This is a genomic window from Streptomyces sp. F63 (assembly GCF_018070345.1).
In the GTDB taxonomy this organism is placed as follows: Bacteria; Actinomycetota; Actinomycetes; order Streptomycetales; family Streptomycetaceae; genus Streptomyces.
Genome location: NZ_JAGPXX010000008.1, coordinates 86313 through 104566, shown reverse-complemented (window position 1 = coordinate 104566; position 18254 = coordinate 86313). Strand labels below are relative to the sequence as shown.

The window sequence follows — 18254 nt, the reverse complement described above, 5'->3', positions numbered from 1 at the left end:
GGAGAGACATGAACGACACCAGCACCCGGACCACCGGGCCCCGGGGTGGCCGCCGCCCCGGACCCTGGAGCCGGGTACGAGCCGGCGCCGTGGCTCTGCTCACCGGCATCCTGCTGGCGGTCTCGGCGCCCGCCGCCCCCGCCACCACCCCGGGGCCGCTCGGCGCCGGCAGCGGCCCGGCCCGCACCGGTCCCGCCTGGACCGGCACCTGGGGCGCGGCTCCCACGACCGTCCCGGCCTCGGACGACACCGTCTTCGAGGACCAGACCCTCCGTCAGATCGTCCGGGTCAGCCGGGCGGGCGAGACCCTGCGCGTCCGCTTCTCCAACGAGTTCGGCACCGAACGGCTGCGCATCGGCGAGGCACGCGTCGCCCGCCGGGCCGGCGGGGAGCCGGGATCGTCCATCGACCCCGCCACCGACCGGAGGCTCACCTTCGGCGGCAGGCGCTCCGTCACCGTCCCGCCCGGCGCCCCGCTGCTGAGCGACCCGGTGACGCTGCGGGTCCCGGCCGGCACCGACCTCGTCGTCAGCATCCACCTTCCGCGCCGCACCCCCGGCTCCACCGTGACCGCCTTCGCCCACCAGACGAACTACGTCGCCGACGGCAACGTCACCGGCCGCACGCACCTCGCGGCCGCCGCGCCCCACGACCGCTGGTACTTCCTCACCGGCGTCAGCGTGGCCGCCCACCGGCCCGCCACCGCCGTGGCCCTCGGTGACTCCATCACCGCGGGCACGAGCGACGACGCCAACAACCGCTGGTCCGACGTCCTCGCCCGGCGCCTCCAGGAGCACCCGGCCCTGCGCGGCACCGGCGTCGTCAACAAGGGCATCAGCGGCAACCGGCTCCTCCACGACCCCAACCCGCCGGAGGGACACCCGGCGGAGGCGTACGCGGCCTACTTCGGCGAGAGCGGACTGGCCCGCTTCGACCGCGACGTGCTCGCCCAGCCCGGCGCGCGCTACGCGATGGTGCTGCTCGGCGTCAACGACCTCGGGCACCCCGGGACCATCGCCCCCGAGTCCGAACGGGTCACGGCGGAGGACCTGATCAACGGCCACCGCCAGCTCATCGCCCGCGCCCACGAGCGCGGACTGAAGATCTACGGCGGCACCGTCACCCCGTTCAAGAACGACACGCTCGGCTTCTACAGCGAGGAGAACGAGGCCGCCCGGCAGCGGCTCAACCACTGGATCCGCACCAGCGGCGCGTACGACGGCGTCATCGACTTCGACCGGGCCGTCCGCGACCCGCAGGACCCGGAGCGCCTGCTCCCGGCCTACGACAGCGGCGACCACCTCCACCCCAACGACGCGGGACTCACCGCCATGGGGCGCGCCGTCCCGCTGCGGCTCTTCCGCTGACCGGGCGGCGGGGGTGAGCGGACCGGCGCCCGCGCGCCGGCGTCCGCCCGCCCCCGGGACCGCACCGACGTCCTCGGGCGCCGGTGCCCGCGGGTGCCGACGAACCCGCGGGCCGGAGCCCCGAGGTACGGGCCGGGGCCCCCACCGTCTCCGGGGGTCCCAGGGGCCGCCACCCCCGCCCCCGGGGTGGCGGCCCCGTGGCCTCTCCCGGCTCCCCCGGGGCGGGCGCGGTCCCGCTACGGGGCGACGCCACAGTGCTCCAGCCGGAGGGCGAGATCCCGGTCCGGCCAGGGCAGAGAACCCTCGTACGGGTTCGTCCTGGCCACGAGACGCTGCACCGCGGCCGTGAGGGAACGGGACAGCCGGGCCGGCCCGGCCGGCTTCCCTCCCGACCTTCCCGGTCCGCCCTGGGGGCCGGGGCCGTGGACCCCGGAGGCACCGCCGCCGGGGACATCACGGTCGAGCTCGGCCAGGCCCAGCCGGGTGCGCAGCAGCATGAGGGAGGCGGGGATCTCGGGGGCCTCGTCCGGCCGCGGGTCGCCGTCGGCCGGCTGTGCGTGGTTCTCCAGAGCGGACGCCTGGCGGGCCCAGTGCCGGGCGTCGCGGAGCTCGCCCCGCTGGAGGTGGAGCAGATGCAGGCACAGGGCCGAGACGGTCTTGCCGGCGCCCGCGGAGAACTGCCAGAGGAACTCCGCCACTTCCTCGCGGTCCGAGAGGTGGAGGAGACAGGCGAAGATCAGGGCGCCTTCCGGCTCCAGCTGGTGGGAGGTGGCCAGCCGGCCGATGTGCCGGGCGGCATGGGCGGTGTGGAGGACGTAGGCCGAGAGATGGCGCAGATCGCCGGCGGCCCGCCCGTGGCGGGAGGAGGCCCACGGAGGGGCTGCCCGCTGAGCCCCGTGCCGAGTGGCGCGTCCGCCGTGGACGGCCGGCGCCGCAGGCCGGCCGCGGGAATCGCCGCGGCGGTGGAGCTCGGCGATGTCGCGCTCGATGCGGCGGCGGGAGGCGGCGATCTCCTCCTCCTCGTAGCCGTGCCGGAGGACTTCGGCGTCGGCCAGGAGCTCGCCGAGGGTGCGGGGCGGCTGCATGGGGGTTCCTGTCTCCTTCATCGGTGTTCCTGGCCGGTGGGCGTGAGTCCGAGGTCCCGTTCGAGCTTCCGGCGGGCGGCACCCAGATGGGAGCGCACCGTCGCCTCGGTGATGCCCATGATGTGGGCGGTCCGGCCGGAGGGGTAGCCGAGGACGTGCCGGAGGACGATGACGTCGAACAGCCGGTCGGGCAGCCGGGAGATCGCCGGATACAGACCGAGCTTGCTCTCCATGGCGGCGAACTGCTCGCGCACCGACTCCAGCGCCACCCGGGCGACGCTGTTGAAGACCGCCGTCTCCGCCATGGCCGGCTCCCGGCCCCGCAGTTCGGCGGTGATGCACTGCTTGACGTGGGACCAGGCGCAGGCGGCCGGGTTGGGCTCCTCCATCAGCTGGTCCCAGTGGGTGGCGAGGTCCATGAACACCTGGTGGACCAGCCGGGTGGCCGCGCCGGGGTCGCCCAGCTGGAGCTCGGCGTAGCGCTGGTAGGGCCGGTAGTACTGGCGGTGCAGCGCCCAGAAGGCGCGGGGCAGTTGCACGGACGGGGCCCGCAGGGCGCGGCCGGAGTGTGATGGAGGCGTGTCGTCACTCATGCGCGCTGCTCTCCCTGCTCCGGAACCGGAAAGGGGCTGACGGCTCCGGCGGGGGCGGGCACCGGGGCGGCGGGCAGCGGGGGCCGGCGGTCGGGCAGGGAGGCGGTTCCGACCCGTACGCCGGCGGCGAGGGCCCGGCGTACGAGACGTGCGGCGTCAGGGGTGAACACGCGCATGGCGGTGGCCAGCACCAGTCCATGGAGGAGCACTTCGTTCACGGCTTGCTTCGCTTTCGGAGGGGCGGCCGGCACCGCGGTCCCGTGTCCGTCGTCGTGGTCGGGCCGGACCCGTGCCGGAGAGGTGTTCGCTCTCAGTGACCAGCTAATCGAGCCGCACGGCCGAACGTTGACGCCCACTCCGAAAAAAAACCACCCCAAGTGACCGACCGGTAGTTCCGCGGCGGCAACCGGAATGCCCCGCCGACGGCCCCCATCACACGGTGTCACCGACTCCACCAGGGCCCTTCCGGCGGCCGGCCGCCGCCATCCGCCGCATCTGGTAGACCCTCGCCGCCCTCCGGAGCCGCCCGCCCGCGGAGGCACTGTGAGCGACGTCACTCTCAGTTCAGGTTTTGCCCACGACCGTGACGGCGCGCGCGAGGGCACCGCGCCACCGGACCAACACGAGGACCGCCGCCCGCGCGGAGAGCGCGGACGGCGGTCCCGGAACCCGAAGCCGGTGAGGCCGGTCGTTCTAGATGTCGAAGAACTGATATGCCGTGTCTGCTGCCTCGCGGCCTTTCCCGACAGGTCGTCCTGACCAGCGGGGGGGGCGGTCGTCAGTGGTCGTTGTTGGTCACCCTGGGCCGCCCTCCGACGGCCCACAGACGGCCCCGCCTACGTCACCACTGGCAGAAGGCAACCGTGGCGTCATCCCCTGACTTGTACCGAGGCCACCGCCGACCTGTCGGGTCGGTCGCTTCGGTCTTGCGTACCGTCGCGATCAGGCCGTGTGGTCCCTCCGTACGGAGAGCGGCGAAGACGTCGGCCCAATCAGCCATGCGGTACTCCGTCACCAGCCGCGAGACACCATCCGACATGACGGCGGCGGCCCGCGTTCCCTCGATCGGAGTTGCCCCGGTGACCGCGTGCTGTGCTGCCTCGGGGGTGCTCGCTGCCACCCAATAGCCCTCTGCCGTGTTCCGCACCTCCCTCTGTGCGCGTACAAGGCGTTGCAGCGCTTCTCGGTGCCCCGGCGTATGCGTCTCGTGGCTGGCAACCTCGGCTTGGAGCTCCGGGAGAACGTCGTCCACGCGAAGGTCAGTGATGACCGCGTAGTCGCCGTAGCTGTCCAAAACGATTGGAGAGTCTGCCAATACGAGGTGGTCAAGGGTGGTGGCGCCTTGCCGAAGGATCGCCACCGTCGCTGACGGCGTTCCTGGGTTGCTCAAGTCGCACATCGGGTGTTTGGCGGTCACTCGGTCGATCGCTTCGGACAAGGCGTCCGAGAGCGGCCGACTCGGGTCCGCCAACGCGGCCGTGAGGTAGCCCCCCAGGTGAGCGACGTACCACGGGACACCGTGAGCACAGCCTGTCGACAAGCCTGCCGTGCTGACACCGTCGAGCACTACGGCGAGACTCGGTGTACCGGCCACCCAGTCTTCGTTGGGGCCGCTCCCCCCGGGTTGTGTATCCAGACAGACGCGCATGATCAGCTTTCGTGTCGGTACAGCGGGGTGACCCTGCGGCTTTCCAGAACTTCGAGAGTGTCCGGGTTGTAGCGGCAGGAAATCAGCGTTGAGAAGCGCTTCGTCCGAACTTCCCGGTAGAGCTCAGCCAGGTGATGCTCCAGGTAGTGCACCACCCCATTGGCGCCGATGGCGTGGATACCGGCGATGTAGAGGAACGTGCCCCGGCCGTCCAGACGCGGCAGCCTTCCCAGGTAACCGAAGTCTCCGGGCTCGCTGTCTTCGTCCATCGGGGATCGGTAGACCTGGCCGGCCTTTCGGTCCACCAGGTGCCAAGCTCGGTCCTTCGCAAACTGAAGGCTGTGGTCCCCTTCAAGCACCTGGGCCACGATGGGTGACAGCCGGGGGCCGCAGATCACCACGTGGTTCTCACGGTTCAGGTTGACGATGCCGTTCGGCGGGATGACTTCGTACTGAGCTTCGAGTTTCATGCCGCCCAGCAACTTGCGCAGGTGCTCGAAGTTGTCGAGGTCCTCCCGGACCACGACCGCACTGGGGTTTTCGTCGGGCCCCTTCCCCGCCTCCGGCTTGCCGCCAAGCGACACCGTGACCAGGTCGGTCCCGAAGAACGCTCGCTCCGGGGGCGGGCCGGCCGAAGCCAGTTGCCCGACCCGCCCGCGGCTGACGCCCAACTTCGCGGCGATCTCGGTTTGGGTCATCCCGGACGCCTGCGCTTCCTCGATCGCCTCGCGTCGGATGCGGGACAGCTCCGTAACTCGCCCCTGATAGGTCGCCATCAGGTCGATTGCCGCTCGGGCCCGGTCGACCGGGACCGCGATCTCGGAGATCCGCTTCATCTCGTCTTCCACTGTTCTCTCATCCTCGCCTAGGGGGGCTATCAACTCTATCGCAAGAGGGGCTTGCGCCCGGCTCGGGGTTTGCCTACGGTACCTATCAAGCAAAGACGCAAGCCCCCCTAAGCAATCGGGGTGGCGTTCATTGCGGCTGCTTGGCCTGCAACGACGCCCGGACGGCCCCGTGAAACGGGTCGGAAGGAAGCGGCCGTTCCTTGAGAACTCAACAGCGTGACGAGGTTGCCGCCTCCTCCGATAAGGCGGCCCGCGAGGGGACCATGAGCGTCCCCGCACTCGGTCTTTCCGCAGCGTCCTTTGAGGCCGCAGTGGGGAGGCCACCGCCCCGGCAGTCAGCCGTGAGGGCGCCGGATCGAATCCGGCCCGGGGCACCGGCCGCCCATGCTGCGGCCGAGCCGCACCCGTCGGGTGCGGCTCTTTCACTCTCAACGGCGCGCGGCTCCCGGGGTGCCTCCCGGGAGCCGCTGTTCGGGCCGTTTCCACCTGCTAGGGAGATCACGACCCATGAAGCACATCGGTGCATGTCAGGCGGTTGTTACCGCCGCCCCTTCCGGGCTGGTCGAGCGTGAGCCGACCGGACCGGAGCTGGACGCGATCGAGCAGGAGCTCCCGCTGATCCTGGCGGAGGTTGACCTGCTGGACGCACAGATCACCTTCCTGAACCGCATCCCGACCGAGTTGGACGCCCGGCGCCTGCGCCGGGCGCGACGGCGGGTGCTTGCCGCGCGCCGGGCCCTGACCAACCGCGCGGCCGGCGCCGCTGGGGGTGCGGCATGAACGGACCCCAGGACCAGGCCGTCGCCGAGTTGGAGGCCGCCCGGCAGCAGGCGGCCGCCGACCTGGCCGCCGCCGAGGCCGCGGCCGCCGCCCAGCGGGAGGCTGCCGCGCGCCTGGCCGCTCTCCACGGGGAGGCGCAGCGATGAGCCGTCGTATCCCCCGTGCCGCGCGTCAGGAGGAGCAGCGGGCCGACACCCTGGCCGGTGTCTCCGCCCGCCTCGGCCAGGAGCACGAGACGCGCCCCACTTACCAGGCGATGGCGCGTGATGGCTACGCCGAGGCGGCCCGCCGCACCCCGCGTGCCGCAGGGGGTGCCCCGGTGACCGCTCTGCGCCGTTCCGTCCGCCGCGCCTTCCTGGCCGCGCATCACGTGATGGCCGAACCCGCGGTGCTCCTGGTCGCGCTGGTCGGCGGCTTCGTGCTGCTGCTGGCCCGCCGGTGGGAGCCCGCGGCCGTCGTCCTGGCCGTGGCCGCCGCGGGGTGGGTCGGAGGCTCCCGGCCCGTCCTGGGGGCCCCGGACGGCTGCCCACTGTGTGCCCGCGCCTACCGCATCGAGGAGGCCCCCGATGACTGACACGACACGGGCCCCGCTCACCGGGGGTCAGATCACCGTCCTGGCGGTGGCCGGGGTGCTGATGCTCGGCACCGGCGCGGCCGGGGCATGGGGCACCTTCACCAACATCACGGCGGAGTTCGGCCGGGCCGCCACGGCCGCGGGCATGGTGGCCGCCGGTGAAGGCGCAACGCTGGTCCTGGCCCTGGTCATGGTCGGCGTGACGCTGCTGGGCCAGTCCGCGCCCGTCCCGGTGCGGGCGGGTCTGTGGCTGGCGCCGCTGGTGGCCTCCGCCGTGGGCCTGGCCGTTGCCGACGACCTCACCGAAGCGGTCATCTACGGCGTGTCCCCGATGGGCATGTGCGTGGCCGCTGAGGGCTTGGGCTTCCTCGCCCGGCGCGTCGTCGTGTACCGGACCGGTGTCGACGCCGAGGCGCAGCGGCGGAACGCGGAGGCCGTGCAGCGGCTCGCCTATCACCGGGCGCGGGCGGCCGGCCACCCGGACGAGAAGATGCGGCGCCGCTCGGAGCTGGCCGCGTGGAAGCTGGCCCGCCGGGTCGGCACCGGGGACGCCGAGCTGGGCGAGCGCCTGGTGGCGGTGCAGCGGGAGCGGCTGACCGCCGGTGCGGACGCGGCCCTGGCCGACATGTTCGGCGCGGCCCGGGAGCTGTCGGCGCCCGTCGACGTCGAGGACCAGGCGGACGGCGCGGTGACCGTGGAGCGGGCCGACGACGGGCCGGTGCCGCCGGTCATGCCGCCGGTCGCCGAGCTGCCGCCGGTGCCGCTGATGTGGGACCGGCTGGAGCACCCGGATGTGACCGCGAAGCTGCCCGCTGCGGTGCCCGCCGAGGCGGCCCGTCAGGTGGTCACCGAGCCGGTCACCGAGATGACCGGCGGGATGACCGCTGCCGAGCTGCGGCGGGCGGCCCGCCGGTTGAACCGTCAGGCGGTCAAGGACACCGGCCGCCCGGTGACCATCGACTCCCTGCGCGACGGTCTCGGCCTGTCCCGCCGTCAGGCGACGGAACTACGCCGGGAAGTGGTGCGAAGCCGCCGCCCGGCCCCCGAGGAGAACGAGGGGGGCCGGTCATGAGCCGGATCGAGCTGGACGACTCCGACCGCCGGACGGTGGAGCGGGCCCGGGAGGCCCTGGCCGCCTCCGAGGCCATGTGGACGAGCGGCGAGCGGGACGTGGCCCGGATGCTCGGCCGACTGGAGGTCGTCGTCTCGGAGCTGCTGCACATCGTCGACGGGGGCCAGGAGGCCGACCGGTGACGGCCCGCCGTGCCCCGAAGCGGGCCGCCGCCCCGGTCGGCATCTTCGGCTCCCCCGACCCGTGGCAGCCCACCCGCGGCTGCCGGTGCTGGCCGCCCGTGCCGCGCGGCTGCCACCACTGCCGGACCTGCGACACCTGCCAGGACTGCGGCCGCTGCGCAGGCACCGGCTGTCTCTGCGAATGCGAGGACTCATGAACGAGCACGTCCACCACGCCGGATGCGGCTGCTACTCGCCGGAGAACCTGCCGGTGCACCGCCCGCAGCCGCTCCCCGTGGAACAGCAGGGCACGCCCGTGCCGCAGGTCGTCCACGTCCACCAGGCCCCGCCGGACCGCACGGTGCAGCGGGTCGCGCTCGGGGCCGGCATCGGCGCCGGAGCGGTCGCGGGGGCGGTCGTCTTCGGCCCGCTGCTGACCGCCGCCCTGGCCTCGATGGCGGTCACGCTCGCCGTCACCGCCCTGGTGGTCGCCGTCGTCGGCTGGACGGTCGTCTCCGTCGTCCGCGCGGTCGGCGGACCGGAAGGCACGCAGGCCGCGAAGAACCTCAAGCGCCGGAAGGGCTGACAGCTGCCTGCGGTCCCGGGACACCGAGCCCGGGGCCGTGGGGAGCCGGGACAGCCCGGACCACAACCCGAGAGGAGCTCGCCATGGGCCTGTTCAAGAAGACTCCCGAGGAAAAGGCCGACATCGCCGCGCTGCGTGCCGCGGACCGGGCGCTCAACGAGAACAGCGACCGCGAGTTCAAGGCCGGCATCCGCGAGGAGACCCCCGAGTACCAGCGGCTCAACCGCGCCGCCAACGAGGCCGCCGCCAAGGTCTCGCGGTGGCACGGCGGCACCAAGCGCTGACCGGCTGCCTGTCCGCCCCGGGCCACCACCGGGGCGGGCGGGGAGCCGGGACAGCCCCGGACCCACCACCGAGAGGACACCCATGGACCGCCACCAACTGCCCACCGGCCTCGACCTCCAGGACATGACCGGCCGCCAGCTGCGGGACCTCACCCCCGCCGACTTCCGGGCGAAGGCCGCCGCGCTGCTGCTCAAGGCCGAACTGCCCTCAGAGCGCTACCGCCGCGACGAGCTGCTGCGCGCCGCCGACGTCTGGGCGCGGCTCGCCACCGCCCCGCAGGAGCGCTGACCGATGCCGCTGCCCGAACGCACCTACACCCCGGCCGAGCGCCGCCGCCGGGCCGTGCTGCTGGCCCGCACCACCAAGCAGGCCGTAGCCGACGCCGTGAGCCCGCGGCTCAACGCCGAGATTGACCGCATCGACGCCGCCGCGGAGGAGCGAGCCCTGCGCGAACGGCTCGCCATGGGACGGGAGCTGGAGGCCGCGAAGGAAGAACTGGCCGCCGCGCGCGTCGCCGAGCGGTGCGCCGCCCGACCTGGCCGTGCCGCCGCGAAGCAGGCCCGGAAGGCCGCCGAGGACCGGCTGCGCCGCGCCGAGCGAGCCGCACGCAGGTAGAGACCCCCGGGGCGGGCGGCACAGCTGCCAGGCAAGACGCCCGCCCCGGGCCTCGCTGTGCCCCATCACGAACACAGGAGAGAGCCAGCATGACGGAAACTGTCCCCCAGGAGCAGCCCACCGCCTCCACGGCTGCCACCGTTCACCGACTCGATGACCACCGGCCCGGCCGTCCGGCCGTGCGGCTGGTCAAGGAGCCCGCTGCCCCGGCCGACCGGGCTCCGGCGTCCGCTGGGGAAGCGGTGGACCGCCCCGACAATCCGCTGGCCGACTGGCTTACCGTGCCCGATGAGCCGGTGCTGCCCGCCTGGCTGCGGACCCCGGCCACCTTGCGGGCGAACGCCGGAGCCCTGGTCAGGCTGTCCGGCTACCACGCCCGCTACCACTCCATCCGGCTGCCGAAATATGGCGCCCGGACCCTGGTCCTGGCCGGGCGCGGCGCCTGGCGGGCCGGTACCCGGCTGTGGCCGGTGCTTTCGGCGGCCGACCACACTCTGACCGTCAAGTCCTTGCGGGAGAAGGCCAGGGCGGGGGAGAGCCCGGAGGTGGCGCTGGCGCACCAGGCCGCGCACCGGGCGCGGACCGAAGCGCGCCGGTGGCGGTTCGGCTCTGCGGTCGCCGTCGCGGCGGCCGGTGGCATGGCCCTGAGCGTCGCGACGGCGCCCGTGCTCATCTCCACCGCTGCGGTGCTGCTGGGCATCCTGGCTGTGATTGGCAAGCGGGAGCACGTGCCGTTCCTGGACGCCGCGGCGCCGCCGCTGCGGATCGACATGTCCGCGCAGCAGCTCAACGACGCCCTGCGGGCCGCCGGTCTCCTCAAGGCCGGCAAGGGCGAGGACGAGGGACCCAAGGTCACCTGCGTGATGGGCCCGGTCCGCGACGGCAAGGGGTGGGCGGTCGTCTTCGACATGCCCCGCGGCGGCGGCAAGACCGCCTCCGATGTGCTGGCCAAGCGAGAAGTCCTCGCCCAGGAACTCGGGGTGGACGAAATCCAGGTGATCATGTCGCGAGTGCGGGCCGCCAAGGGCGGCAACGCCGGTCGAGTGTCGATGTGGGTGGCCGACGACGACCCCTACCTCGCCCCTCCGGTGCCCTCCCCGTTGGCGAAGATGGAGCGCTTCTCCATCTGGGACCCGATCCCCTTCGGGCAGGACGCCCGCGGCAACCGGGTGACCGTCCCCGTGGTGTGGCAGTCGATGTTCTTCGGCGGCCTGCCACGGCGGGGGAAGACCTTCACCCAGCGGCTGATGACCGCGGCCGGGCTGCTGGACCCCTGGGTCCGGCACTACGTGGCCGACTTCAAGGGCGGCCAGGACTGGATGGGCATGCGGCACGTCGCCCACCGCCTGGTGCTCGGCGCCGAACAGGACGCGATCGAGGCGTTCAAGGCCATGCTCAAGGAGCTGCTGGCGGAGATGGAACGGCGGTTCGCTCTGTTCCGCACGTTGCCCACCTCCATCTGCCCCGAGGGCAAGCTGACCCCGGCGATCGTGGAGAAGTACCAGCTCCCCTTCGTCTTCCTCACCGTCGATGAACTGCAGGAAGCGTTCCTGGCGATGGACGACAAGGAACGTGAGGCGGTCGTGGACGACCTCGGACGCATCGCCCGGCGCGGGCCGGCCGCCGGGTTCATCTCCAACTACGCCTCCCAGCGGCCTGACGCCAAGTCCGTGCCGACCAAGCTGCGGGAGATCATCACCATCCGCTCCTGTACGCAGGTCACCGACAAGACCAGCTCCGACATGGTGCTCGGTGCGGGCAAGGCTGCGATGGGCGCTGACGCCTCCCTGCTGTCGGAGGACCACAAGGGCGTCACCGTCCTGGTCACCGGTCCAGCGTCCTTCGCCACGGTGAAGAACGACCTGCTGGAAACGGTGGAGTTCAACACGATGTGCCTCAAGGGCCGCGCCCTGCGGGAAGCTGTCGGGCAGCTCTCCGGCGACGCGGTCGGCGACGTGACCGCCGCCGCCGACGCCGCCGGGTACACCATCGCGCCCGTGCTCTCCGACGCGCTGGACGCCATGCGGCACACCGACCGCATGCACACCGCCGACCTGCTGGCCCGGCTCGTCAACGCCGACGAAAACCGCTACGGCGACTGGGACGCGGACAAGCTCGCCGCCGCCCTGGAAGCCGCCGGAGTCGAACGCACCACCAAGCAGGTCAAGATCAAGGGCGTCAACCGGGCCGGATACCGCATCTCCGACCTCGAAGCCGCCGTCCCCGAGGAACTTCTCCTCGCCGCCCGAACCACCCCGGTAGAGCCCGCCGCCACTACCCGGCCCGCTACCTGACCCCCACCGCCCGGGGGTCTACCGCACCCCCACACGTAACGGGGGACCGCTACCCCGGTAGAACCCCCGGTAGAGGGGCCCTGACCTGCGAAGTAGCGGCCCGTAGAGGGGGCACGGGCTCATATCCGCACGTCTCCCTACGGGCCCCGGACGGAGGTTCGATCACTGTTCCCGTCCACCCCTACCGACTCGCGCCCAACGGGCCGATGACCCGCCCGGAGCGACCGCACCTCTCGCAAAGACACGCGGTCGCTCCGGCTCCCCTCATCCCGAACAGAGACGCAAGGAGGTCTCCCAGCATGACCCAACCTGCCCCCGTCCGGCGAGTACCGGACCACCTGCGAACGGCGCTAGACCTGACGGACGCCGGGGTGCCGGTGCTGCCGCTGCGGGCCGGAAAGGTGCCGTTCGGCAACTGCCGTGCATGCGCGCGCAACGTGTGCGGCGGTCGGCCGAACATGAAGAGTGTGGGCCCGTGCCGGTGCCCGGCCCCGTGCCACGGGTGGGCCGCCGCCACCACCGACCCGGCCGTGCTCTCATCCCCGGCGTGGATGGCCGCATGGCGGCGGGCCGTGACCGTCGCCTACCACCCCGGCGCCGCCGGGCTGACCGTGGTGGACCTGGACGACGCGGCGGCCGTCAACTGGGCCCGCGAGGCCCTGCCCGGCACGCGGACCGTGGAGACGACGCGCGGAGAGCACTGGATCTACCGGGGCACCATGCGGTCGGCCAACGCGGTCCGGCCCGGCGTCGACATCAAGTCGACCATGTCCTACGCCCGCTATCTCGGGCCCGGCACCGGCACCATGACCGTCCTGCCGGACACCGTCCGCGCCCTCACGGTGAAGGAGCCTTCCCTGGTCCGGCCGGTGCCGCACGCCGTCGCCGTGCCCGCAGGAGTCGGGGAGTGCCCTCACCGCACGCCCGCCTACTTGGAGCGTGGCATCGCCATGGCGGAGCAGCGCATCACCGAGGCTCGCAGCGCGGTCCACGCCACCGCTTACCGCACGTTCCTGGCCGTGCTGTCCACGCATGGCCGGTGCGGCTGCCTCACCGACGCCCATATGACCCGGCTGTTCACCGCTGCGCAGGCCAAGGGCGAATCGCCTCGGCACTGCGCAGATGCGTGGACGAACGCCCGCACCAGGTTGGGACTGTGACCCATGTCCGATGACGACAAGACCCCGGCGCGTGAGCTCATCACCGACTACGCGCAAGCCCACTTCCGGTACTTCCGCACCGCGGATGGGACCGTGTACGCGCAGAAGAACGGCCACCCCGTGGCCCGCCCGATCCGCTCCCAGGGCACGACCGGCAGCCACCGGCAGGAACTCATGGTCGGACTCTTCCGCGACGGAGTAGGCGTGTTCAACGGCACCGCGCTCAAGGAAGCCCTGGACCTGATCGAAGCCCTCGCACTGACCGAGGACGTACAACCGGTCCATATCCGCGTGGCGCCCGGATGCGACGGGGCCACGTGGCTGGACCTCGGGCGCGCCGACGGGCAGTCGGTCCGTATCCACCCCACCGGCTGGGACATCGTCACTCCCGACCCGCGTGAGGTGTGCTGGCGGCGCACCCAGCTCACCGGGGAACTGCCCCTGCCGGCCAAGGACACCGACGGCAAGGGCATCGACCTGTTGCTGAGGCTGTGCAACTTCGCCAGTGCCGAGACCAAGTGCCTGGCTCTCGCGTGGCTGATCGGCTGTCTCGGGCCGTCCGTGCCCGTTCCCGCTCCCTTCCTCACCGGCCCTCAGGGCTCGGGGAAGTCCACCGGCGGGCGGATGCTGGTGCGGATTGTCGAGGGCATGAGCGGCGATCTGCGCCGGGCCCCGAAGGATGAGGAGAACCTGATCGCCGCCGTCGCGGCCGGATGGGTCACCGCGTTGGACAACCTGAGCCACATGACCCCGGACCTGTCCGATGCGATGTGCTGCATCGTCACCGGGGCGGAGAACGTCAAGCGCGCTCTGTTCACCGATGGGGACGTCTTCCGTGCCCGCTACCGCCGCCCCCTGCTCCTGACCGGTATCGACGTCGGCGTGATCCGCCCCGACCTGGCCGAACGGCTCCTGCCCCTGCGGCTGGAGCGGCCCCGGGTGCGGCGTACCGAGGCGGAGCTGTGGGCGGAGTACGCGGAAGCGCTGCCCGTCGTCCTCGGCTCGCTCCTGGACCTGACGGTCAAGGTCCGCGCGGTGAAGGCGGAGACCCCCACCGACCTGCGGATGGCGGACTTCGCGCACCTGTGCGCGCAACTCGACGCCGCCACCGGTCTGGGAGCTCTCGCCGCCTACCGGCGCAGCCTGGACGACCTCAACGACGACGTCATCGAGGGCGACCTGCTCGCGCAGACCGTCCTGCGGCACGCCTCGGACCTCGAACCGGGCGCGGAGCAGCGGATGACCTCCACCGAGTGGCTGCACTGCCTCAGCCGCCTCTACACGGGCGAGGACTTCCGCCCCCTGCCCAAAGGATGGCCGACCACCGGAAAAGTCCTCTCAGACCGCCTCAAGCGCCTCCAGCCCACGCTGGCCGCCCGGGGCGTCCTCATCGACTCGGGCCGCACCAGAGAGGGCCGCTACCTCGAAATGACCCGCGCGCCCGGGCCGGCCCCGCACGAGCAACAGGCGTTCTGACCGGCCGCCCGGGTTGAACAGGAAGAGGAGCACCACCGGCCGGGCGTGCTCCTCTTGCTGTTCGGCGGCGGCGCCGCCCTGCGAGGTCGCGCCGCGAAGCGGCTCCCTCTTCACGTCCTGAGCCGCACCCCGACCACTACAGACGCCCCTCTTTTTTCCTAAGTAGGGAACCGCTGCGTCACCTGCGTCACGGCGGCCCCGAAAACGGTGCGTGACCTGCGCATACAGGCGTGACGCAGACGGCCCCCGGCTGCGTCACACCGCGTCACCCGCGTCACCGGTGACGAACAGCCTGCGTCACCGGTGACGCACCCAAGGCGCTCTGCGTCACCCAAAATGCGCAGGTCAGGCGCCTGGATGACGCAGGTGACGCTGTGACGCAGAAACCCACACCTCGGACAGACACGGCTGCCAAGGCCCGGACCAACTGGGCCGCGAGGCCGCTCTCCACAGCACTGCGGACTCAACTCTCGGAGCACTCAGTGAGCGATCCCAGGGCCACCCTCCGAGGCGGCCTCCCTGACCGATACCTGACCCCCGACGACATCGCCGCGATGTTCGGGGTTCCGGTCGAAACCGTCTACCAGTGGCGCAAGAAGCGCACCGGCCCGCCCGGCTTCCGCATCGGCAAGCACCTTCGGTACGACCCGGCCGACGTGCGCGCCTACGTCACTGAACGCAAAGGCGCCGACCGAATCGCCGCCTGACACCCAGCACCCGAGGGAGGGCCGGCTTCCCTGCGGCCCTCCCTCGCCCTGCTCGAAAGGAACACCGCCACATGGCAGGTCATATCCAAGACCGCTGGTTCAAGACCCAGACCGGGCCGGAGGGCAAGGAGCGCCGGATCAAGACCGGTCGCTATGGAACGGGGATGCGGTATCGCGCCCGGTACGTGGCGCCGGACGGCACTGAGCGCAGCAAGTCGTTCCCTGACAAGCAGAAGCGCCTTGCCGAAGCATGGCTGACCCAGATGGCGGCCGACATGACGCGCGGCCAGTACGTGGACCCCTCAGCGGGAAAGGTCACGTTCCAGCAGTTCGCCACGCAGTGGCTCGCGTCGCAGACGACTGACCCGTCAACGCTGGTGGCCATGGAGGTGAGGTTTCGCCTGCACGCCTTCCCGCACATCGGATCACGCTCCATCAGTGCCTTTCAGCCCGGCCACATCCGTACATGGGCACGCACCCTGAAGGACTCAGGCATCGCTTCCTCCTATCAGCGGGTGATCTTCGCGAACGTCTCGGCTGTGTTCGGCGCCGCAGTCGATGACGGGATCATCGCCCGTAATCCGTGCCGGGCAGGTTCCGTTCGGGCGCCGAAGTTGGATGCCCGGAAGCTGAAGCCGTGGACCCGGGAGCAGGTGTTCGCCGTCCGGGAGGGGTTGCCGGGGCCATACGCCCCGACGGTGGACGTAGGCGCCGGCTGCGGCCTGCGGCAGGGCGAGATTTTTGGGCTCGCCGTTGACGAGGTGGATTTCCTCCGGGGAATGGTGCACGTCGTCCGGCAGGTCAAGCTGGTCGGTTCGCACATGGTGTTCGCCCCGCCCAAGGGCGGGAAGCTGCGAGATGTGCCGATGCCCAATGCGGTGTCGTACGCACTCGCCGACCACATCACTCGTCGGCAGCCGATCGAAGTGACGTTGCCCTGGAAGACGCCGGACGGACCGCCGGTCACAGCAACGCTCATGTTCTACTCGCGCGAGCGGAAGGCGGTGAACCGGAACTACTTCAACATGTACCTCTGGAAGCCGGCTCTCGTCTCCGCCGGTGTGATCCCGGAGCGTCTGCCGGGAGAGCGTTTCAAGCGGTCACGAGAGCACGGAATGCACGCGCTGCGGCACTACTACGCCTCGGTGCTGCTGGATGCGGGGGAGAACATCAAGGCCCTTGCCGAGTACCTCGGGCACTCGGACCCGGGCTTCACCCTGCGGACGTACACGCACCTGATGCCGAACAGCCAGGACCGGGCACGCAGGGCCATCGACGCCGCATTCAGCGCCGACACGCGCGCTGGGGGGCCGACAGCCGCAGCAGCCTGAGACGCCCGACAGAACGGGCCGTCGGCCGTGTATCCCGGCGCGGGCGGCACCGCCGACGGCCCACAGACGGCCCAGGAGAGCGTTTTGCCGCTCTGACCTGGGACGATCTTAAATGTCGAAGTACATCTCGAACTCGTGGGGGTGCGGGCGGAGCGCCATCGGCGCGATCTCCTGGGTCCGCTTGTAGTCGATCCACGTCTCGATCAGGTCGGCCGTGAAGACACCGCCCGCCTGCAGGTACTCGTTGTCCGCCTCCAGGGCGTCGAGGACCGCGGGGAGGGAGGTCGGGACCTGCGCCACGTTGGCGTGCTCGTCGGGGGCGAGCTCGTAGAGGTCCTTGTCGATCGGCTCGGCCGGCTCGATCTTGTTCTTGACGCCGTCGAGGCCCGCCAGGAGGAGGGCGGAGAAGGCGAGGTACGGGTTCGAGGACGGGTCCGGGGCGCGGAACTCGACGCGCTTGGCCTTCGGGTTGGAGCCCGTGATCGGGATGCGCATCGCGGCGGAGCGGTTGCGCTGCGAGTAGACCAGGTTCACCGGGGCCTCGAAGCCCGGCACCAGGCGGTGGTAGGAGTTCACCGTCGGGTTGGTGAACGCCAGCAGCGACGGGGCGTGCTTGAGGATGCCGCCGATGTAGTAGCGGGCGGTGTCCGACAGGCCCGCGTAGCCCTGCTCGTCGTAGAACAGCGGCTCGCCGCCGGACCACAGGGACTGGTGGACGTGCATGCCGGAGCCGTTGTCACCGAAGATCGGCTTGGGCATGAAGGTCGCCGTCTTGCCGTTCCGCCAGGCGACGTTCTTCACGATGTACTTGAAGAGCATCAGGTCGTCGGCCGCGGCGAGCAGCGTGTTGAACTTGTAGTTGATCTCGGCCTGGCCGGCGGTGCCGACCTCGTGGTGCTGGCGCTCGACCTGCAGGCCGGCCTTGTCCAGCTCCAGGGAGATCTCCGCGCGCAGGTCGGCGAAGTGGTCGACCGGCGGGGCCGGGAAGTAGCCGCCCTTGTAGCGGACCTTGTAGCCGCGGTTGTCCTCCAGCGCACCCGTGTTCCAGGCACCCGCCTCGGAGTCGATGTGGTAGAAGGACTCGTTCGCGGCGGTGCTGAACCGCACGCTGTCGAAGACGTAGAACTCGGCCTCGGGGCCGAAGAACGCCGTGTCGGCGATACCGGTGGAGGCCAGGTACGCCTCGGCCTTCTTCGCGATGTTGCGCGGGTCGCGGCTGTACTGCTCACCCGTGATCGGGTCGTGGATGAAGAAGTTGATGTTGACCGTCTTGTCCCGGCGGAACGGGTCGACACGAGCCGTGCTGAGGTCGGCGCGGAGCGCCATGTCGGACTCGTGGATCGCCTGGAAGCCGCGGATCGACGAGCCGTCGAACGCGAGCTCCTCGGCCGGGTCGAAAGCCGCGGCCGGGATCGTGAAGTGCTGCATCACGCCGGGCAGATCGCAGAACCGGACGTCGATGAATTTGACGTCCTCGTCCGCGATGAACTTCTTCGCATCGTCGGCGTTCTGGAACATGCAACTCCTCCTAGCCCGCCGTCCGGGGGTGGCGGGATTGCCTGAAAACGCGGCCAGTGCGGTGGCACGCTGGCATCGACCTTATGTTTGGGGCATTTCCCGAGCGTGACCCGTTTGTTTCGCCGAGGTTAACCGGCCGGTGGTCCGTTCTGCC

General features: G+C 71.4%; 21 protein-coding genes. 15 read left to right on the top strand and 6 right to left on the bottom strand.

Annotated features, from left to right (window positions below; translation table 11 throughout):
* Nucleotides 1-8 precede the first annotated feature (8 nt).
* Nucleotides 9-1367, top strand: a complete 1359-nt coding sequence (locus KBZ10_RS11605; RefSeq protein WP_210987484.1) for an SGNH/GDSL hydrolase family protein — start codon at nucleotides 9-11, stop codon at nucleotides 1365-1367.
* Nucleotides 1368-1603: 236 nt separating this feature from the next.
* Here the strand turns inward: KBZ10_RS11605 and KBZ10_RS11600 are convergent, their stop codons facing one another.
* From KBZ10_RS11600 to KBZ10_RS11580, 5 genes are all read right to left on the bottom strand, one after another.
* On the bottom strand, nucleotides 1604-2473 hold the full coding sequence (locus KBZ10_RS11600) for a hypothetical protein (protein ID WP_210987483.1): 870 nt from the start codon (nucleotides 2471-2473) through the stop codon (nucleotides 1604-1606).
* On the bottom strand, nucleotides 2470-3045 hold the full coding sequence (locus KBZ10_RS11595; RefSeq protein WP_210987482.1) for a sigma-70 family RNA polymerase sigma factor: 576 nt from the start codon (nucleotides 3043-3045) through the stop codon (nucleotides 2470-2472). The genes KBZ10_RS11600 and KBZ10_RS11595 overlap by 4 nt, the downstream gene beginning before the upstream one ends.
* Complete coding sequence (locus KBZ10_RS11590) at nucleotides 3042-3263, bottom strand: hypothetical protein (protein ID WP_210987481.1); 222 nt, start codon at nucleotides 3261-3263, stop codon at nucleotides 3042-3044. The genes KBZ10_RS11595 and KBZ10_RS11590 overlap by 4 nt, the downstream gene beginning before the upstream one ends.
* Before the next feature lie 623 nt (nucleotides 3264-3886).
* Complete coding sequence (locus KBZ10_RS11585) at nucleotides 3887-4462, bottom strand: hypothetical protein (RefSeq protein WP_374223335.1); 576 nt, start codon at nucleotides 4460-4462, stop codon at nucleotides 3887-3889.
* A 233-nt stretch (nucleotides 4463-4695) separates the two neighbouring features.
* Entirely contained in the window at nucleotides 4696-5541 is an 846-nt protein-coding gene (locus tag KBZ10_RS11580) for a sigma factor-like helix-turn-helix DNA-binding protein (RefSeq protein WP_210987479.1), read from the bottom strand.
* 507 nt (nucleotides 5542-6048) lie between these two features.
* Here KBZ10_RS11580 and KBZ10_RS11575 point away from each other — a divergent pair.
* From KBZ10_RS11575 to KBZ10_RS11510, 14 genes are all read left to right on the top strand, one after another.
* Nucleotides 6049-6321, top strand: a complete 273-nt coding sequence (locus KBZ10_RS11575; RefSeq protein WP_210987478.1) for a DUF6284 family protein — start codon at nucleotides 6049-6051, stop codon at nucleotides 6319-6321.
* Nucleotides 6318-6467 carry a hypothetical protein gene (locus KBZ10_RS11570; protein ID WP_210987477.1) on the top strand — a complete coding sequence of 50 codons (150 nt, stop codon included), beginning with the start codon at nucleotides 6318-6320 and terminating at the stop codon, nucleotides 6465-6467. Before KBZ10_RS11575 ends, KBZ10_RS11570 begins: the two co-directional genes overlap by 4 nt.
* Entirely contained in the window at nucleotides 6464-6895 is a 432-nt protein-coding gene (locus tag KBZ10_RS11565; RefSeq protein WP_210987476.1) for a hypothetical protein, read from the top strand. The genes KBZ10_RS11570 and KBZ10_RS11565 overlap by 4 nt, the downstream gene beginning before the upstream one ends.
* Nucleotides 6888-7967, top strand: a complete 1080-nt coding sequence (locus KBZ10_RS11560; RefSeq protein WP_210987475.1) for a hypothetical protein — start codon at nucleotides 6888-6890, stop codon at nucleotides 7965-7967. The genes KBZ10_RS11565 and KBZ10_RS11560 overlap by 8 nt, the downstream gene beginning before the upstream one ends.
* Nucleotides 7964-8149: a hypothetical protein gene (locus tag KBZ10_RS11555; protein ID WP_210987474.1), complete on the top strand. Its 186-nt coding sequence runs from the start codon at nucleotides 7964-7966 to the stop codon at nucleotides 8147-8149. The genes KBZ10_RS11560 and KBZ10_RS11555 overlap by 4 nt, the downstream gene beginning before the upstream one ends.
* Before the next feature lie 61 nt (nucleotides 8150-8210).
* Nucleotides 8211-8714: a DUF6251 family protein gene (locus KBZ10_RS11550; RefSeq protein ID WP_307847349.1), complete on the top strand. Its 504-nt coding sequence runs from the start codon at nucleotides 8211-8213 to the stop codon at nucleotides 8712-8714.
* A gap of 83 nt (nucleotides 8715-8797) precedes the next feature.
* Entirely contained in the window at nucleotides 8798-8998 is a 201-nt protein-coding gene (locus KBZ10_RS11545; protein WP_210987473.1) for a hypothetical protein, read from the top strand.
* A gap of 82 nt (nucleotides 8999-9080) precedes the next feature.
* Nucleotides 9081-9287: a hypothetical protein gene (locus tag KBZ10_RS11540; protein ID WP_210987472.1), complete on the top strand. Its 207-nt coding sequence runs from the start codon at nucleotides 9081-9083 to the stop codon at nucleotides 9285-9287.
* A gap of 3 nt (nucleotides 9288-9290) precedes the next feature.
* A complete protein-coding gene (locus tag KBZ10_RS11535) occupies nucleotides 9291-9614 on the top strand; it encodes a hypothetical protein (RefSeq protein ID WP_210987471.1) in 324 nt (107 codons plus the stop codon).
* Nucleotides 9615-9703: 89 nt separating this feature from the next.
* Entirely contained in the window at nucleotides 9704-11908 is a 2205-nt protein-coding gene (locus KBZ10_RS11530) for an FtsK/SpoIIIE domain-containing protein (protein ID WP_210987470.1), read from the top strand.
* A 299-nt stretch (nucleotides 11909-12207) separates the two neighbouring features.
* Nucleotides 12208-13068 (top strand): bifunctional DNA primase/polymerase, encoded by an 861-nt coding sequence (locus KBZ10_RS11525; protein ID WP_210987469.1) that lies wholly within the window; start codon nucleotides 12208-12210, stop codon nucleotides 13066-13068.
* Between the two features lie 3 nt (nucleotides 13069-13071).
* Nucleotides 13072-14544: an ATP-binding protein gene (locus KBZ10_RS11520; RefSeq protein WP_210987468.1), complete on the top strand. Its 1473-nt coding sequence runs from the start codon at nucleotides 13072-13074 to the stop codon at nucleotides 14542-14544.
* Between the two features lie 482 nt (nucleotides 14545-15026).
* Nucleotides 15027-15251 (top strand): helix-turn-helix domain-containing protein, encoded by a 225-nt coding sequence (locus KBZ10_RS11515; RefSeq protein WP_307847348.1) that lies wholly within the window; start codon nucleotides 15027-15029, stop codon nucleotides 15249-15251.
* A 71-nt stretch (nucleotides 15252-15322) separates the two neighbouring features.
* Entirely contained in the window at nucleotides 15323-16582 is a 1260-nt protein-coding gene (locus tag KBZ10_RS11510) for a site-specific integrase (protein WP_210987467.1), read from the top strand.
* A 108-nt stretch (nucleotides 16583-16690) separates the two neighbouring features.
* Here KBZ10_RS11510 and glnA read toward each other — a convergent pair whose 3' ends face one another.
* Entirely contained in the window at nucleotides 16691-18100 is a 1410-nt protein-coding gene (gene glnA, locus KBZ10_RS11505; RefSeq protein WP_210987466.1) for a type I glutamate--ammonia ligase, read from the bottom strand.
* Nucleotides 18101-18254: the final 154 nt, after the last annotated feature.

Bases quoted from the DNA above. Each gene is read 5' to 3' on its own strand.
- KBZ10_RS11520 (WP_210987468.1), top strand. From the start codon at position 13,072: ATGTCCGATGACGACAAGACCCCGGCGCGTGAGCTCATCACCGACTAC.
- KBZ10_RS11540 (WP_210987472.1), top strand. From the start codon at position 9,081: ATGGACCGCCACCAACTGCCCACCGGCCTCGACCTCCAGGACATGACC.
- KBZ10_RS11600 (WP_210987483.1), bottom strand. From the start codon at position 2,473: ATGAAGGAGACAGGAACCCCCATGCAGCCGCCCCGCACCCTCGGCGAG.
- glnA (WP_210987466.1), bottom strand. From the start codon at position 18,100: ATGTTCCAGAACGCCGACGATGCGAAGAAGTTCATCGCGGACGAGGAC.
- KBZ10_RS11605 (WP_210987484.1), top strand. From the start codon at position 9: ATGAACGACACCAGCACCCGGACCACCGGGCCCCGGGGTGGCCGCCGC.
- KBZ10_RS11535 (WP_210987471.1), top strand. From the start codon at position 9,291: ATGCCGCTGCCCGAACGCACCTACACCCCGGCCGAGCGCCGCCGCCGG.
- KBZ10_RS11575 (WP_210987478.1), top strand. From the start codon at position 6,049: ATGAAGCACATCGGTGCATGTCAGGCGGTTGTTACCGCCGCCCCTTCC.
- KBZ10_RS11560 (WP_210987475.1), top strand. From the start codon at position 6,888: ATGACTGACACGACACGGGCCCCGCTCACCGGGGGTCAGATCACCGTC.
- KBZ10_RS11570 (WP_210987477.1), top strand. From the start codon at position 6,318: ATGAACGGACCCCAGGACCAGGCCGTCGCCGAGTTGGAGGCCGCCCGG.
- KBZ10_RS11530 (WP_210987470.1), top strand. From the start codon at position 9,704: ATGACGGAAACTGTCCCCCAGGAGCAGCCCACCGCCTCCACGGCTGCC.
- KBZ10_RS11565 (WP_210987476.1), top strand. From the start codon at position 6,464: ATGAGCCGTCGTATCCCCCGTGCCGCGCGTCAGGAGGAGCAGCGGGCC.
- KBZ10_RS11595 (WP_210987482.1), bottom strand. From the start codon at position 3,045: ATGAGTGACGACACGCCTCCATCACACTCCGGCCGCGCCCTGCGGGCC.
- KBZ10_RS11510 (WP_210987467.1), top strand. From the start codon at position 15,323: ATGGCAGGTCATATCCAAGACCGCTGGTTCAAGACCCAGACCGGGCCG.
- KBZ10_RS11525 (WP_210987469.1), top strand. From the start codon at position 12,208: ATGACCCAACCTGCCCCCGTCCGGCGAGTACCGGACCACCTGCGAACG.
- KBZ10_RS11555 (WP_210987474.1), top strand. From the start codon at position 7,964: ATGAGCCGGATCGAGCTGGACGACTCCGACCGCCGGACGGTGGAGCGG.
- KBZ10_RS11545 (WP_210987473.1), top strand. From the start codon at position 8,798: ATGGGCCTGTTCAAGAAGACTCCCGAGGAAAAGGCCGACATCGCCGCG.